General features: G+C 35.3%; 13 protein-coding genes. 2 read left to right on the top strand and 11 right to left on the bottom strand.

Annotated features, from left to right (window positions below; genetic code table 11):
* Nucleotides 1-6 precede the first annotated feature (6 nt).
* The 4 genes from QTL86_RS16275 to QTL86_RS16290 all read right to left on the bottom strand — a co-directional run bounded on the left by QTL86_RS16275 (nucleotide 7) and on the right by QTL86_RS16290 (nucleotide 4455).
* Nucleotides 7-1305 (bottom strand): TrkH family potassium uptake protein, encoded by a 1299-nt coding sequence (locus QTL86_RS16275; RefSeq protein WP_410495445.1) that lies wholly within the window; start codon nucleotides 1303-1305, stop codon nucleotides 7-9.
* Nucleotides 1306-2086: 781 nt separating this feature from the next.
* Nucleotides 2087-3355, bottom strand: a complete 1269-nt coding sequence (locus QTL86_RS16280; protein ID WP_410495446.1) for an MFS transporter — start codon at nucleotides 3353-3355, stop codon at nucleotides 2087-2089.
* Nucleotides 3345-4169 (bottom strand): zinc dependent phospholipase C family protein, encoded by an 825-nt coding sequence (locus tag QTL86_RS16285; RefSeq protein WP_410495447.1) that lies wholly within the window; start codon nucleotides 4167-4169, stop codon nucleotides 3345-3347. The genes QTL86_RS16280 and QTL86_RS16285 overlap by 11 nt, the downstream gene beginning before the upstream one ends.
* Nucleotides 4170-4314: 145 nt before the next feature.
* On the bottom strand, nucleotides 4315-4455 hold the full coding sequence (locus tag QTL86_RS16290; RefSeq protein ID WP_013655330.1) for a YvrJ family protein: 141 nt from the start codon (nucleotides 4453-4455) through the stop codon (nucleotides 4315-4317).
* Nucleotides 4456-4704: 249 nt separating this feature from the next.
* Between QTL86_RS16290 and QTL86_RS16295 the strand changes: the two genes are divergently transcribed.
* Entirely contained in the window at nucleotides 4705-6909 is a 2205-nt protein-coding gene (locus QTL86_RS16295; RefSeq protein WP_410495448.1) for an Ig-like domain-containing protein, read from the top strand.
* Between the two features lie 1245 nt (nucleotides 6910-8154).
* On the opposite strand, the gene QTL86_RS16300 is transcribed toward QTL86_RS16295, so the two are convergent.
* The 4 genes from QTL86_RS16300 to QTL86_RS16315 form a co-directional block, all read right to left on the bottom strand.
* On the bottom strand, nucleotides 8155-10167 hold the full coding sequence (locus QTL86_RS16300) for a CotH kinase family protein (protein WP_410495449.1): 2013 nt from the start codon (nucleotides 10165-10167) through the stop codon (nucleotides 8155-8157).
* Between the two features lie 88 nt (nucleotides 10168-10255).
* Nucleotides 10256-11434, bottom strand: coding sequence for an HNH endonuclease (locus QTL86_RS16305; RefSeq protein WP_410495450.1), 1179 nt, complete (start codon nucleotides 11432-11434; stop codon nucleotides 10256-10258).
* A gap of 182 nt (nucleotides 11435-11616) precedes the next feature.
* Entirely contained in the window at nucleotides 11617-12030 is a 414-nt protein-coding gene (locus tag QTL86_RS16310; RefSeq protein WP_127065375.1) for a Fur family transcriptional regulator, read from the bottom strand.
* Nucleotides 12030-12470: a Dps family protein gene (locus QTL86_RS16315; protein WP_127065374.1), complete on the bottom strand. Its 441-nt coding sequence runs from the start codon at nucleotides 12468-12470 to the stop codon at nucleotides 12030-12032. The genes QTL86_RS16310 and QTL86_RS16315 overlap by 1 nt, the downstream gene beginning before the upstream one ends.
* A gap of 307 nt (nucleotides 12471-12777) precedes the next feature.
* Here QTL86_RS16315 and QTL86_RS16320 point away from each other — a divergent pair, with 307 nt between their 5' ends.
* A complete protein-coding gene (locus tag QTL86_RS16320) occupies nucleotides 12778-13506 on the top strand; it encodes a hypothetical protein (RefSeq protein ID WP_410495451.1) in 729 nt (242 codons plus the stop codon).
* 58 nt (nucleotides 13507-13564) lie between these two features.
* Here the strand turns inward: QTL86_RS16320 and QTL86_RS16325 are convergent, their stop codons facing one another.
* From QTL86_RS16325 to QTL86_RS16335, 3 genes are all read right to left on the bottom strand, one after another.
* On the bottom strand, nucleotides 13565-14902 hold the full coding sequence (locus QTL86_RS16325) for an alpha/beta hydrolase family protein (protein ID WP_410495452.1): 1338 nt from the start codon (nucleotides 14900-14902) through the stop codon (nucleotides 13565-13567).
* A 107-nt stretch (nucleotides 14903-15009) separates the two neighbouring features.
* Nucleotides 15010-15429, bottom strand: a complete 420-nt coding sequence (locus QTL86_RS16330; RefSeq protein WP_127065371.1) for a hypothetical protein — start codon at nucleotides 15427-15429, stop codon at nucleotides 15010-15012.
* Between the two features lie 2 nt (nucleotides 15430-15431).
* A complete protein-coding gene (locus tag QTL86_RS16335) occupies nucleotides 15432-15878 on the bottom strand; it encodes a LytTR family DNA-binding domain-containing protein (RefSeq protein ID WP_013655321.1) in 447 nt (148 codons plus the stop codon).

The following is a 15878-nucleotide window of genomic DNA, read 5'->3' on the forward strand; positions in this document are numbered from 1 at the left end:
ATTCTCCTATCCAATTGTAATAAGTCCTTCTGAATACTTCACACTTGCTTTTTCTTTAGTAAACCATAAAGAAGCAACTGTCAGTGGACCTATTCTTCCTATGTACATAATGATAATTAAAACAATTTTACTTGGCCCAGTTAAACCTGGCGTAATTCCTGTAGATAACCCCACAGTACCAAAGGCCGAAGTCACCTCAAATATATTTTGTACAAACGTGTTTTCTGGTTCAAAAACGCAAAGCGCAAAAGTTCCAGCTACGACTATTCCTAATGAAAGTAGTGTGATCATAAAGGCTTTCATAATCGCCTCACAAGGAATACTTCTTTTAAAAGCCTGACAGTGTTGGTTGGTTGCTGTACTTTTTAAAGATTGAATTAAAACAAACAAAGTAGTCGTTTTAATACCACCTCCTGTAGAGCCTGGTGAAGCTCCTATAAACATGAGTACAATGAGCACTAATAAACCAGCATTAGTAAAGTCTCCAAGAGGGTATGTACTAAACCCTGCTGTTCTAGCAGAAGTACTGTTAAAGAAAGCTGCCAGCCAAGGAATATCTTCTGTCCATTTCAAAAGGAGTGTACCTATTAAAAGTAAACTGCCTGTCATTGTTAAAACCACCTTAGAGTGAAAGGTTAGCTTTTTAAAAGAACGATTCTTAGCCACATCAATAATAACAAGGAACCCAAGTCCTCCAAAAATAATAAGACCACAAGTCGTTAAGTTTAAAAGAACATTGTCCTTATAAGCAGATAAGTTCTGCAAATTGCCAAGAATATCAAAACCTGAATTGTTAAAAGCAGCAATTGAATGAAATACACTAATTCCAATAGCATCCCATGTGTTATAATCTGCTCTAAAAACGATAAAGCTTAGCACGGCACCTGCTAATTCAAATCCAAGTGTCATTAAAAGTACCGCTTTTACTAACCTTACAATCCCCTGAAAAGAATTTAAATTCAAAGCTTCTCTTACCAAAGTTCTCTGTTTAAGCCCTACCCTTTTACCCGCAATTAAAATAATACCTACACCAATAGAAGTGACTCCCAAGCCTCCTATTTGTATAAGTAAAGCTACTATTGTTCGTCCAAAAACATTGAAGGTGTCTGCCGTATCAATAGCAATAAGTCCCGTCACACACACAGCACTAGTTGAAGTAAACAACGCATCTAAAAAAGAAACCTCCACTCCTTCATTTGCAAAAATCGGTAGACTTAATAAAATTGCTCCTATTAAAATCACCATGATAAAACCCAATGCAATTATTTTTGCTGGAGCAATCTTTTTAAGATCATTCCTATTCATAGCCATTCTCCTTTTCATATAAAACGTTTCAATAATATTTACGTAAAAAGACATACCTTACCCCCTACTCAGCGCAAGTTATGCCTTGAATTTTTAAGTGTATTAAGTCCAATAATCTTTTTCTTCATTTAAAACAATATCACTATCCCACCTTTTATTAATACCTGATAAGTTAATCGTTATTTATAATTATAGAGAACATTATATACGCATTATTATATAAAGCAATAATTATTTTTAGAAATTAACAATATCTTTATATTACATTTTATAGTCTATAAAAATAAATTTTTATTTTTAATTTAACACAAATTTTACACGACATTGATAGATACCTTCTCTTAATCTTTGATAAATTAAGGATGAGATTCATGACTTAAATGGCGATTATGTAATTATTCTAGCGAGAAAAGCTGCCGAAATATAATACTAGTTATCACTTAAAGTAAAAGAACAAATTTATTTATATTTAACATTCTTGCCCTTAATTTTTCATCTTGTAGCAAAAATTTACCCATTTTGAGCAAATTTATTTATTCCTTTTGTTTTTTTATATATACTTCTATTTGTAATACCCTTTCGCTAACTTATCTGGTACAAGATAAGTAGCATGTATAATGCAAATAAAGACACTAGTAGTTACCCCTAAACCTCTTCTGCTGGTGTTTTTATTTGTAGCCTCTGCTCTATTCAACTATTTTTTTTATTATTTTACAACAAAAAGAGACAAGTATGTCTTGTTCATACTTGTCTTTTTTCATTCAACTTTACTTTTAAATCTTTAAATATCTCCAGCTACCCCTAGCTCTATTCTTTCTTCTCCCAATCTTGCTGAAAAATTAAAAAGTATTAAGCCTAGTATAAAAATAATAGCAATCACGCTAACTCCTACATTGACACTCCCTGAAAGCTGACTAGCCACACCCACTACAGTCGTTCCTAAAAAAGAAGCACCTTTTCCGCAAATATCAAGGATGCCAAAATACTCTCCTGACTTTTCTGCTGGAATAATCTTAGCGAAGTAAGATCTAGATAAAGCTTGAATACCGCCCTGAAACATTCCTACACAGATAGCCAATATCCAAAAATGTAGCTGCGTCGTCATAAATAATGCAAAAATAGCAATTCCCGTATAAGCTAAAATACATATAGTAATCAATTTGCGAGCAGCATATTTCTTTGCTAATCGCCCAAAGATAAGGGAACATGGAAAAGCTACTAATTGAGTTGTAAGTAGAGCCAGTAAAAGTCCTGTACTATCGAGGCCCAAAGCCTGCCCGTAGGCTGTTGCCATATCAATAATAGTATATACCCCATCAATATAAAAGAAGAAAGCTAAAAGGAAAAATAATAACCTTTTATCTTGCTTGATTGTTTTTAACGTTTTTCCTAGTCTTATAAAACTTTGCTTGATAGCAGCTTTCTCACGTTCTACATAATATTTTTGCTTGTAATTTTTGAGAAGTGGCAAAGTTACACCTACCCACCAAAGAGCTACCATAATCAAACTAATGGTCATAGCAAGCTGCATCGTAATCCCTATTTTTTCTGCCCCCAATACTAAGCCTAAGCTTATAACAAAAGGTATACAGCTTCCAATATAGCCCCAAGCAAACCCCTGAGCTGATACTTGATCCATTCTATCTTCTGTCGTGACATCCGTTAACATAGCATCATAGAAAACAAGGCTAGATGAAAATCCTGTCTTGGCAATGATAAAAACAATTAAAAAAGCTAACCAGGAACTCATTACCCCCAACATACTACAAGCTATAACGCTTACTAAAAGCGCTACTATAAAAATAGGCTTTTTAAAATTTTTGGTATCTGCCAGTGTCCCACAGATAGGCCCTATAAAAGCAACTAATAAAGTGGCAATTGAAGCTGCATAACCCCAATACGCTAAATAATCTACTGCAGATAATCCCTCTAAACCAGCTAAATAGTTAAAGTAAATGGGAATAATCGTAGAAACCATTAAAATAAATGCTGAATTTCCTACATCATACAAAATCCATGCCTTTTCAAGCTTAGTTAATTTAAACGGCATAGTTTGCCTCCTTCTCTCTTTGGCCCCCAAAGGTTATTTGATATTTTTCACTAAGCAATGACTCCCTATCTATACTTTCATAATATTCTATAATTAATTCCACAGCAATAGCTATTGCTTCATCGTATAAACTTTTTAACTTTTGGTTACTATCCATACACTTTGGATTAGGTATCTCACTAACAAGTAACTCTTTCATTTTTTCAAAATGCCCAGATAATTTAAGTATGCTATAAACAAAAAAGCGTTTAAATTTATTAGGCATCATCAAGAAACTACTATATCTCTTCATAGAGGAAAGTGCCCTTTTAATTTCCTTAGGCGTCACACCTATGAAATACGGAGCTATAACCTTGGCATAGTCTTCATTCACACAAATATGCTTAGTTAAATCTTGCTTGAGAGGATCTTTTCCATCCTCTTCTAATAAAAAGCGATCAAACTCTATTTCTATCTCCATATGTCCTATGCCACTCTCAGCTATTTTTTCATCTACATAGCCATGGCACATACTATCTAGGACAAAGTGGCAGATAAAACCATATAAATAAGCTAATCTCACTTGCTTTTGCCCACTTTTTTTGATAATAGCCCTAGCCTTTTCAAAAAATACCGAGCCTGTACGGTCATGAATCCATGCTCCTTCTTGATTAATAACATTTGTTTCTAAAGGCTTATAATAAAATAACAAATCTGGCCCATGAAGCCCTATCTTATAAAGCGGCATATAAGGGTTAATTTCCTTAACTAGCTCCTTAGGAAGTTCTTTAAATACATCTTTTCCAAATTTGTAGTGTGCATAGGTTGATGGCATGATATACTCCTCCTATTTCCCTGTTATTAATTGCATCTTATCTCTCCTCCTTACTTTTTACTAGCACGTCCCTGTAAAAGTTGAGTTAAACTTACATTAAAAAAGTGCTATCGCTAGATTGCAATAACACTAAGTATTTTCCTTTTCACTTTTTCTCTAACACATCAGTAAGCTTTGTAATACTTTTTGTAAGCTCCTCCATCTTGCCTTCTAACCTTACTAATAAGTACATTGAAACGACAATAGGAAATCCTACATTACCGATTTGAACTAATAATTCTTCCATCAAGAATCACCTCCTTTACTTATATATATGTAGCCCAAAAGGTGACTCCCCTAACTTCATTTGTTAATCTTTTATTTTTATGCAAAATATTTTGAATCAATATTTTTTTAATATAAATTCGCCCTTACTCCAGCTTAATTTAGCATTTTACTACGTTTTTTTATGCATATACCACACTTTTATTTATTATCAAATAACTATTTTTTATAATTACAAATATAAAATATATTATTTTAAGGAGTTGTTTATATGAAAAACAAAAGATTTTTAGCTCAACTATTAGGTATTAGCATTATGGCATCCACAATTTTTTCATCTATTAATGTACCTGTTCTACTCGCTTCTACTTCTTTAAGTAATGTTACAGTAGAAAATAATAACCAAGTAGATAATGAGAGTTCTACATTAAGTGAATCTAAACTTGTTATTTCAGCTACCGGTGGAAAGATGGAGACCTCTGGAGATAGTTTTCAATACTCTTACTTACCTGTAACAGGTGATTTCACTGCAACCTTTAAAGTGGCAGAGCTAAAAAACACTTCTTCTAATTCTCGTGTTTATCTCATGGTTAGAAATGGCCTAGATGCCACCTCACCTCACCTTTCTGCAGGTATCAAAGGCAGTAGTTCAGGCAACTATGAACTCAGATTACCAGATCGTAATAGCGGCTCTTTAAGTGGTGCTGGTCTTAATCAATACATACGCATTGAAAAAATAGGGACAACTTATAAACTCTACACTTCAAGTAGTACTGATTTCTCAAGTGCAAAAGCTATAAAGACATATGATACAACAACTAAAAATAATACAAGTGAATTAGGTAACGCTTCAGTTAATGTAGGTATTGCTGTATGTGATGCTACTGCTACCATTGATTATTTTAATGTCGTTGATCAAAGTGGCAATACCATTTACAACTTAAATAACGACCAAGGTGGCGGAGAAATAGAAGCTACTATTACTTCAGTAGCAGCTCCTAATGCTGTAACTGTTTATCAAGGCGATACTGTTTCTCTACCTGCTACTGTAGAAGCTACTTATTCAGATGGATCAAAAGCACAAGTAAATGTTACCTGGGATAGTGTCAATACTTCTACTGTGGGTACCAAAACGGTAAAAGGTACTATCGCTAATTTTGCTACTGGTACTAGTATAAATGTAACTGTTTTGGAAAAAGCACCAGTAGTTACCGGTTCAACTATCTATGTATCTCCAACTGGCAGTGATAATGGTCTAGGTACTACATCAAGTCCTATGTCTATTACCAAAGCAATCTCTTCTATCCAACAAGGTGGCACCATTTATTTAACAGGTGGTACTTATAAGTTAAATAAGCAATTAACTATAGCTGAAACCAATATTGGTACAGCCTCTAAGATGAATAATTTAGTTGCTTTAAATGGTGCTGAAGTTATCTTAGACTTCTCAGCTCAGACTTATGGTGAACCTTCTACTAATGAGCGTGGTATTCAATTAGATGGTAGCTACTGGTATATCAAAGGCATTACTGTACAAGGTGCTGCAGATAATGGTTTCTTTGTTTCAGGTAAAAATAATAAACTCGAGCTCTGCGTTGCTAGAGCAAACCGAGATACAGGCATACAAATCAGCAGACGTAACTCCAGCTTATCTTCTATGAAAGATTGGCCTGCTAATAACTTAATCTTAAATTGTACTTCTTATAATAATAGTGATCCTGCAACTGGTGAAAATGCAGATGGTTTTGCTGCAAAATTAACTTGTGGTGAAGGTAATGTTTTCGATGGTTGTATTGCCTACAATAACGTAGATGATGGTTGGGACTTATATGCTAAAACAGAAACAGGTCCTATCGGCAGTGTAACCATTAAAAACTGTATTGCATTTAGAAATGGTGCCACAACAGATGGACACTTTACTGCTAATAGTGATGGCAACGGCTTTAAATTAGGCGGCTCTGGTATCGCTGTTCCTCATCGTATTGAAAACAGTATTGCTTTTGAAAATAAAAATCACGGTTTCACCGATAACAGTAATCCTGGTACAATTACGCTCAAGAACTGTACCAGTATTAATAATTCCTTAGATAATGGTGGTAAGAGTAATTTCGACTTTGCTCGTGATAAATCTAAGTCTAACAATGTACTCATTAACTGTATTTCCTTTAGTGAGGGTAAGGTAGCCTCTGATAAATATATTGGCAAAGCTGAGAACTGTGTATTTTATGGTGGTGGTAAGTGGTATGAATTCACCACTCTAGCATCAGCTAATAGTACTCTTTCTGACCTTCGCGGTACACAGATTATTGGTCCTACGGCTAGTGACTTTGCTACTTTAACTGCTCCAGCTATTGGAACAGACTTCCACACATTGTGGAGAAATTCAGATGGTTCTATTAACATGGGCAATGTCTTTAAAATTGCTTCAAACAGTACCTTTGCAAATCGTAATTTAGGTGCTAATCTTTCTAAATAAAAATTTGTCTGAACGTTTATAAGGAATGCTGCTGGGCGGAAATGAGAGGATAAGGGCTACCTTCTGGAATTCCGCTCCGTATTTTTTGAAGCACTAAAGCTCACTTTTTTGATGAACGTGCGAAAACTCCCGTTGGTCAAACACTCGCACTAAAACCCATCAAAAAAGTTCACCAAGTGCTTCTTAAAAATACTACGAAGTCATTCCTCCAGGCAGCCCTTATTCTCTCATTTCTTATAAGCAGTATTGACCTTATAAACGTTCAAGACGCTAAATAAGAAGTGCGAAAAGAGGTAATAACAATAAGAGCCTACTGAAAATACTGTGAAGTCACCCCGCTAGGACAGCCACCCTCTCTCAGTTCTACTAACAATAACGTGTAAAACCACCTTTATGAAGTGTTTTAAAAAAAAAGAAAAGCTGCCCAATTTTATTTATAATGGTTAAAGATAACAAAAATAGCTCCCCAAGTATTATTACTTGAAGAGCTATTTTTTGTTCCAGACTCTTGAAATCAACTCTCACAACTAGCTAAATAGACCTTAATCAAGGCGCAAAATGGCTCCTCAGCACGTATGCGTTATAGCTTAGTACCTACGAAGACTAGTTATGAAAGTTAAACCAATGAGTGAGGAGCTCCTAAAAGTCTTGGCCGGTGCACCCTATGCTAGGAAGCTAAGACCTTAAGACTCTGGTTTAAAACTTTATTTGGTAATACTAAGTATAAAAACATTTAAAACAACTTATAAGTGGCGCCTTCCTTGCAGCGCACCAGTGAACATCTTCCTTAAGTCCAGAGGTACCTATAACAATAGATTGAGACTTGGCTGACCCGGTCAGTTCCTCAGGTTGAAGCTGTGGTAATTATGCCGTGGGAAGTTATTTATTTGTTTTTACACTTATGTATATGTAGCCAAGAAGCCGACTCCCTAATAAAAAATAACGCATTGCTATTATTTTTTTGCACGCCTCATTTAGGGTCTTGAACATTTATGAGGTCAATAACGCTTGTAAGAAATGAGATGAGAGGGCTACCCAAGAAGGGTGACTTGGGAAAGTTTTTTAGAGGCACTTGGCGAGTGTTTTGGATGGTTTTTAGTGCGAGTGTTTGACCAACGGGAGTTTTCGCACGTTCATCCAAATAAGCAAGCCTAGTGCCTCTAAAAACTTGAACCGGAACACTGGAAGATAGCCCTCTCATCTCATTTCCACCCAGTAGCATTCCTCATAAACGTTCAGCCAAATTTATGACACCGGCTGAACAGTTTCACTTTCTTTATCGTTACGTTTCATATCCCCTTGATGATTGCTTCCCATATCACTTAGATTAATACTACTTGCATCTACTAACTTATCTGAAGCAGTTTTTTGTCCTTCTGTAGTAGAAGGAATCTCACCATTTAATTGTTTTCTAATACTTTCTGTTCTAAGGTTGATAAAGCTTTTCAAAGTGGTTACACCCTTTTGGAACTCATCATAAGTATAAAAACCAGTAGGATCCTTTTGGATATAAGGACTAATCATTTCTGCTACTCGGTCAATTTCCTTTTCTACTACGCCATTTTCTAAGTGATTCTTTAAGAACTCATCGAAAAGCTGGTGATATTGTTCTTTATAAGTAGCATTACTTATGAGTTGACCCCATAAAGGTCTCTCTTCCTCTGTGGTACCAGATAACGGTGTATCAATAGCCATATTCACCATTTGTGTGGCTGAGTTTTGTGTATTTTCGTTAAGTACCTCTTGCTTATCTGTAGGTGCTTGATTTTCTACTGTATTTTTAGCTTCTGATGTTTCTTTATTTGCTGCAGTACTTTGGCTGGCTGTAGCTGCTTGGTCTGCCAAATTACCTTGTGGTTTTGTGATATCTTGATTGGGTGAAGCTCCTTTAGTATTGGTTCCTTCTGATACATCAGCATTACTAGCACCCTCTTGTCCTGGCATACCATTAGGTCTTTCCATATTTCTGCCTCCGCCCATGCCACCACCAGCACCTCCAAAAGCACCAAAGGCTAAGTTGTAATCCCAAGGTAACATAGAAAGCTTGCCATCTTCTTCATAAAGATAATAATTATGCAGCATAGTACCTGTATAGCTATCATAATTATCAACGAAGTTATGCACAACAAAGTAACGTAAGGTAGCATCAATATCCACAACTTCCTCTAGATTCTCCCCAGTTGATAATTGTTTAAGAGAAGCAATTAAGCGTTCTTTATCTGTATCATCTATCTTCGTTTCAGCGTTATCAAAGATATTAGCATAGCTACTTGCTTCATCATCTACATATTTAAGATCTGCGCCTTTAGCTTCCATTCCACCCCCCATGCCTTTTCCTCCATCTGGTCTCATTTGCCCTGGATCAAAACCTTCTGGCATGTTTTCTGGGTTAAAGTTTTCTGGCATGTTTGGCATATTCTCTGGGCTAAAGTTCTCCGGTATGTTTGGCATATCAGTAGGTAATTCACCTGACTGATTATTAACCGCATTAGTAGCTTCTGCGTTAGTCGTAGCCTGGTTCTCACCAGCTACTGGAGCTGCCCCTTCTGGCATATTAGGTGCCACGCCATTATTACCAATCTTATCCTTACCGCCTTGCACCATGTTATCAATATCTGTAGCTGGTTTATAAAGTTCACCATGGTCTTCACCATAGTTTCTATCTAGGAAAGAACTATCAATATCTTCTACATTCAAGTAAAGCCCCCATTCTTCATCATTAATGGTGATGTAGCTATAACTTACATAAGGGGAAGCCACACCAAAATCACCCATGAGTTTATAGGATAGATAATCCTTCATAAAGGTAGCATCTTGAATAATATTATTAAGCGAAAGCTTTTCTAAACCATAATAATCTTGCTCTTTATCAAACTTATCGAACTTAATTTTAAAGCTATAACGATCCGAATCTGAATGAGCTACTTGTGTTAAAGAGGAATTTCCCTTAGTTCGTAAACCAATGTTCTTATAAGTTTCTCCATCAATAGTAATATTACAAGAATAGTACGTTTCATCCAGCGGATTTGTCACTAAGTCTTGCCAATCTTCATCTGCTATTTCAATATTAATAGTATGCACATAAGAAGCATCAAATAATTTATCTGTGTATTCACAGTCGGTAGAAGTTTCTTTGCTGTTTACTTCCCTGGCAATAGTTGTATCTTTATTGACACCATTAGCCTCAGCACTATTACAACCTGTTAGCGTAATGGCAAGTGCTACTAGGCCTATACCAAACTTTCTTAATGCCTTCATCTCTATTCTCCTTTATACTCATTTATTCATGAAAAATAACAATTTGCCTATTATCACTTGAGTATACTGAAGCTTCCTTAAATTAATCTTAAATTTTCCTTCCGAAATGAATCTCTTTATGACAGTTTGGACATAAAGCTATAGTATTATCTACTGTATCTTCTCCACCTTCTGCTATAGACTTTATATGATGAACCTCTAAATAAGGCATACCATCTAAAGCACTTATAAAAGGGGCATCTTGCCCACATTTCTCACACTTACCTTCGGCTAGCGCTAGTCTTGTGGCTATGACAACAGGATTATATTCTAGGCAGGTGGTAGTTGTAATAATTCTTTTAGGCTTCTTAGGTACTCCCTGCAAAAGCTTAGCTCTTTCCTCTTCACTCAACTTTTTAGCCGCCGCTAAGTCTTCTTGCCACTTAGCTTTTAAGGTTTCATCTGAATGATTAATCTCTACTTGGTAAGTAAAAATTTTCTCTAGGTAAGTAGCCACTTCTTCTTCACTTTTCTCAGGATAAGCTTCTTTAATGCCTGCCTTCACTACCCCTTGATATTTTGAAGAAGCAACGCTTACTACTTTCCTCTCTTTACTGGTTATAGTTTTAATTGGAACGCCTAAGTACTCTCCTAATTCTACTTCCTTATCATACCAAGCACTGCTTCTTCCTTTTTGATCTCGTATCTCTTCATACTGCTCTGCTGTTACAAGATACATTCTACCTATTGTCTCACCATACTTATGGGTATCTAGAAACATAACCCCCTTATAGTTCCAACTTGGACTACTGTTTCCTATATATACCTCATAAGGAATAAGGATATTTCGACTTGCCAAAGGTTCCTTTTGATTCACGCAACCATAATACTCTTTATGATTAAATTGACAAATTCCCCCTTTAATATAGTGTAAGAATTTTTCATAAAGCAGATCGGCACCATAGGTCACATACCAGATGTAATTCCCTTTGATGATAACACTATTCTTTTTTATCTGATATCCTAAAAACTCATCTATCTCTGCCCTTTTTATTTCATTTGTTTCATATCGAGCCTCATCACTATTCCAAAAAATATTTTCTTCAATGTCTATATCAGCTTGCTTAATATAATTATTAATTTTTAAATTGAGGATTGCATTAATAACTGCTTCTTTATCCCTATCCATATCTTCTGCAAGCCTTTTAATGGTAATAGGATAAAGCTGTATTCTTAAATACGCGATTATTAAAAGCTCTAGTTCATTTAATGTCAATAATAAGTTCATTTTCATTCCCCCTAAATATGGCTATTTCTATCCCTTTATTAATATACTATCTAAACCTTATGGGAGATTCAATAAATTTTCTAGTTATGCATAATTTTTTGTATTAACCAAGACGCATAAAAGTGCCTCAAATAGATAGTTAATGGTTCCTATCTTTTGAAGCACTTAATATAATATGTATTTTATTCTTTCGTTATTTCTTTTATGGTGCATTTAGAGCACAGACCGGTAAGTGTAAGGTCAAGCTTGAACAACTGGTAACTACTGCCTAAGGGTACTGCAGCACGTATCTTCTCAATATCTGCCTTAGGGACATTCTCAATGTAGCCACAACTCTGACAGAAGAAGTGGACATGATCGCTGCAGCAAGAATCATAGTGATCGATACCTTGGTGCGATGCCACACGTCTTATTTTACCCAAATCTTCCAGTAGCCTTAGATTCCTATACACTGTTCCAAGACTCAGCCCTTGAATTTCACTCCGCAAGGCATCATACACCATTTCCGCTGATGGATGATGTTCCTTAGAAGATAGAAGGTATTCATAAATCCTTTCCCTCTGCTGAGAGTAGCGGAGCTTTTTTCCATCAGCCATTATTTTGACATGGCATTGAGGAACCAAATCGTCTTGCTATATTCCATTAGGTCACCCTCCATTGCACTGACGATAGGATACTCATCATCTAATGCAGCAGCTTTACGGATGTTTTCGGCCTGTGATTTAAGAATCTCCATATCAGAAAGAACAATTGCTAGAGCTTCTGTAGTTTTGATTTTCTTAGAAGCTAGCTCCTGAATGGAAGCTAATTCCAGATATTCTTTCATAGAAGCTGCAGGAGTGCAGTCACTCATCTTTAATAACTCTGCCACGCTGTCCAGTACACCTGCAAAGCCATCATATAAAGTCTCCAGATATTCGTGAACTGCCTTAAAATCCTTTCCTACTACATTCCAGTGCAGATTGTGCAGTTTTACATAAGATACGCCAATGTTGGCCAGATAACGGTTAAGTTCTAAAGCTAATTCTTTTTTCATATTTATATCCCCTTTTCTATGTGTTTTTAAAATTTTATGTTATTTAATATTATTTATTTTTTTCTTAATATTATGTTACCACATCACCTCTTCATTGTCAATAATGATTCTCATTATTATTTTTTTATTTTTTTATACACTTTATTAATTTTTCTTTTGGTTATCTATAGCAAATTTCTATGTACTCTAACATCTAAACAGTTATAATTAATTTATTAATTATTCAATCAACTATCTCTTTATTGCTATAATAGTTTAAAGCCTTTACTGCTTTTTATATTTTCTAGTACCGAAAGGAGTATTCGTAATGGACTCACAAGCCTATGCTATATCAGATGCATTTATTAAGAAAACCAAGCGCACTTATTTATGTATGTATATCTTTATCCCTATTGGTATCTTCCTTATGGCAGCTCTATTATTATTTGCTGATGGTGATACTGATAACCTCTCCTTATTTATCGGGGTTTTCATAGGCATTACTGCCTTTGTTGAAATTGAACTTCTCATTGTTAGCAAAATCATGCTTAAGAAAGTTAAAGAAAATACCCTTACCATAGGACCTGATTTTCTTCAACGATCCGGGAAAAAAGCTGAAGATCCTATAGCGTTTCAGCACATCCAAAAACTCTACATAAAAAAAGAAGCGATAGGTACTATCGCTTACATTAATATTCAAACAAGTACTAAGACCATTCGCTTATGTGGCTTTGAAAACTTAGAGGAGATTGCAGATCTACTAAAAGCTACTGCTGTGCATGCTTCCATCAAAGAAAGCCAGTACAAATTAGACTACAATCATCCTGTTATGTTCGCCCTTATTTTCTTCTTTTCACTTGCAGTATTTTATCTCTTTAATGCCAACTTATCTCTTCCACTCAGTGATCTTGTTTGCTTAGGCATGGGCATATGGTTTCTACTCTTTAAACCTGTGTCTAAAGCACAAGGTAAGCGCTTCAGATTATTTGAAATCATTGTTGGTGCCTTAATCGTATTAGGTATTGGCATACAATATTTATCTATGCTACTAGGATAACCTAGTAGCATTTTCTTGTTTTAGTATCCGTATCTCAATTTAAACTTCCTATAACCTTCTATTTAATAGTAATCACTTCTTCTTTAGGTAAATGAATAGGCTCTCCTTTTAAATAACCATCGAAAAATTCAAGGATAGTTTGATTTACATATTTCATACATGCTTTAGGATTAACGCTACTTGTTCCTAAAGCTTTTGCAAGTATAGGTGCCACCATTGGTAAATCTGTAAAGTTCATATGTCCTGCATTCATGATAGCTATTTGATAAGAATCCTTTTGACTAGCTGACGCAATGGTATTCGGATAGATGTCTTCAATGTTTTTTATTTCTATATAAGACTCACCATTGTAGAAATTCAGGATTGGTACCGGATAAGGCTCAGTAGTGACTTGCTCCTGACCATTCTCAAATCCCGTTTCCTCTCCTAGCATAGTCCCATCTATAACAGCTACTGCTTTAATCTCCAAATCACGACGTCCTAAATCTGCTGCTGTTGCACCACCTAAGGAGTGTCCCATAAGGCCTATTTTCTCTAAGTCAATCATACTAAAGACTTCATCTTTATCACTAGGTAACTCTACTAAACTTTTAATTTGATTTAAACAAAAAGTCATATCTTCTGTGCGAAGCTTAAGCCAACCTTGGGTCATTTCATATTTTTCCTCTCCCATCTGCCCTGCTTCTTCTTTTAGAAGTTGATTTACTTCATTCATAAAGCCTTGATCAAATAAAAGCATTTTACCATCTGTTTGCTTCGTAAAAGCTGCATGATAAGTGTGGTCAATGCTACACACCACATAGCCATGGCTTGCTAACTCTGTATAAGTAGAAGTATTACTAGCCCTTATGCCAAAGGCTCCATGAGAGAAAATAACTAGAGGAAATTTATCTTCTGCTTTTTCTTCACTTTCCTTTTCCTTGGTAGGATACCAAAACTGAACCGTAATACTTCTATGGTCTGCCTCTTTAGTAAAGGTCTCATCTCTGCTCTCATCTGTCCAAGTATAAGTTACTGTTTTTACACCGTAATCCCCGGTAGGAGCTATCTCATTATCTTGCGGAAATACTAGAGCTGGCACTAACATAAAAAGTAATAAAGTACTCTTTAATGCCACCTTTGCTATTGTTTTGCCTTTCGTAATCATAGTTAACTTCTTACTTTTTAATGCTTTAAACACAGCAATTATTGCTTGGATTAAGAGAATAAGACCTAAGCCATACCATCTAAAACTCCACTTAATGATTGGACTAATAACTAAGAGAATAAATATCAAAAGCTCTGCTAGCCTTACATTTGCCTTATTGGTATAAAGCGGCGACTTCTTCTTAACACTTAAGATCCCTAAGGCGATTTCTACACCTATTACTCCCAACAAAATAATCATTGCTATCATCATAATCTCCCCTTACTTTTTGATTTGTTAATAGTATAGGAAATTTTTTTTATCTTGTGTGGGTTTTGTGAGTCAAGTGCATAAAGTGCCTAGTCAAATGCATACAATTAACTTTTTTGCTTTTTGGCTCTCATTTTTTGAATACTTTCATTAAGCTTTGCATCCTTTTCTCTATAGCTTAAATACATCATTAAATAGACAATACCATAAATAACAAGGCTAAATCCTATAACAATAAGTGTTTCTATAAGCTTTAACTGAAACCCACTTTGTAACATATTAGAAAGGAAAACTGGGACTAACACATCTAAAATCTGAACAATCCCTTTTACTATTCCATTACTTACTATAAATTGGTCTGTCAAAAACATTAGAAAAGCTATGACGCTACTTACCAAAAAGATATAAAGAGAATACTTCATAGGAACCTCACTAGCTATGTTTAAGGCTTGAAATATAGCATTGGCTAGCACAACAGCTGTGAATGCATAACAATCTATCATTAGATACTTCTTAAATTGATTCATTTCTACACCCCCTGCTCCTCTATCTTCTGCCTTAAACTCTCTGCATAATGCCTATTCACTATCAGCTTTTCTCCATTTTCTAGCTTTGCTTCCACACGACCATTAAGTAAGGTTCTAATGCTTAAAAGCTTATAAATATTAAGGATGCAGGAGCGGCTAATGCGCTGAAAATTCATTGTCCCTAGCCTCTCCTCTAGCTCATAAAGCTTTTGCTTACACTCATAAACACTATCTTCACAATAGGCATAGGTTCTATTATCTACAGTCTCAAAATAAAAAATCTGTTCAAGATTAATAGTAAAAGTCTCTCCATCTTTCTCTCCGGTGATGGAAAATCCATACAACCGAATTTGCTCAATGAGCTTTTCTAGAGATTTATCAATTTGGCCACACCTTACCCTGATTTCCACATCAGACCACTCATCTGACTGTTCTAAAATGAATTTCAA

It is taken from the genome of Cellulosilyticum sp. ST5 (assembly GCF_046529625.1).
Lineage (GTDB): Bacteria > Bacillota > Clostridia > Lachnospirales > Cellulosilyticaceae > Cellulosilyticum > Cellulosilyticum lentocellum.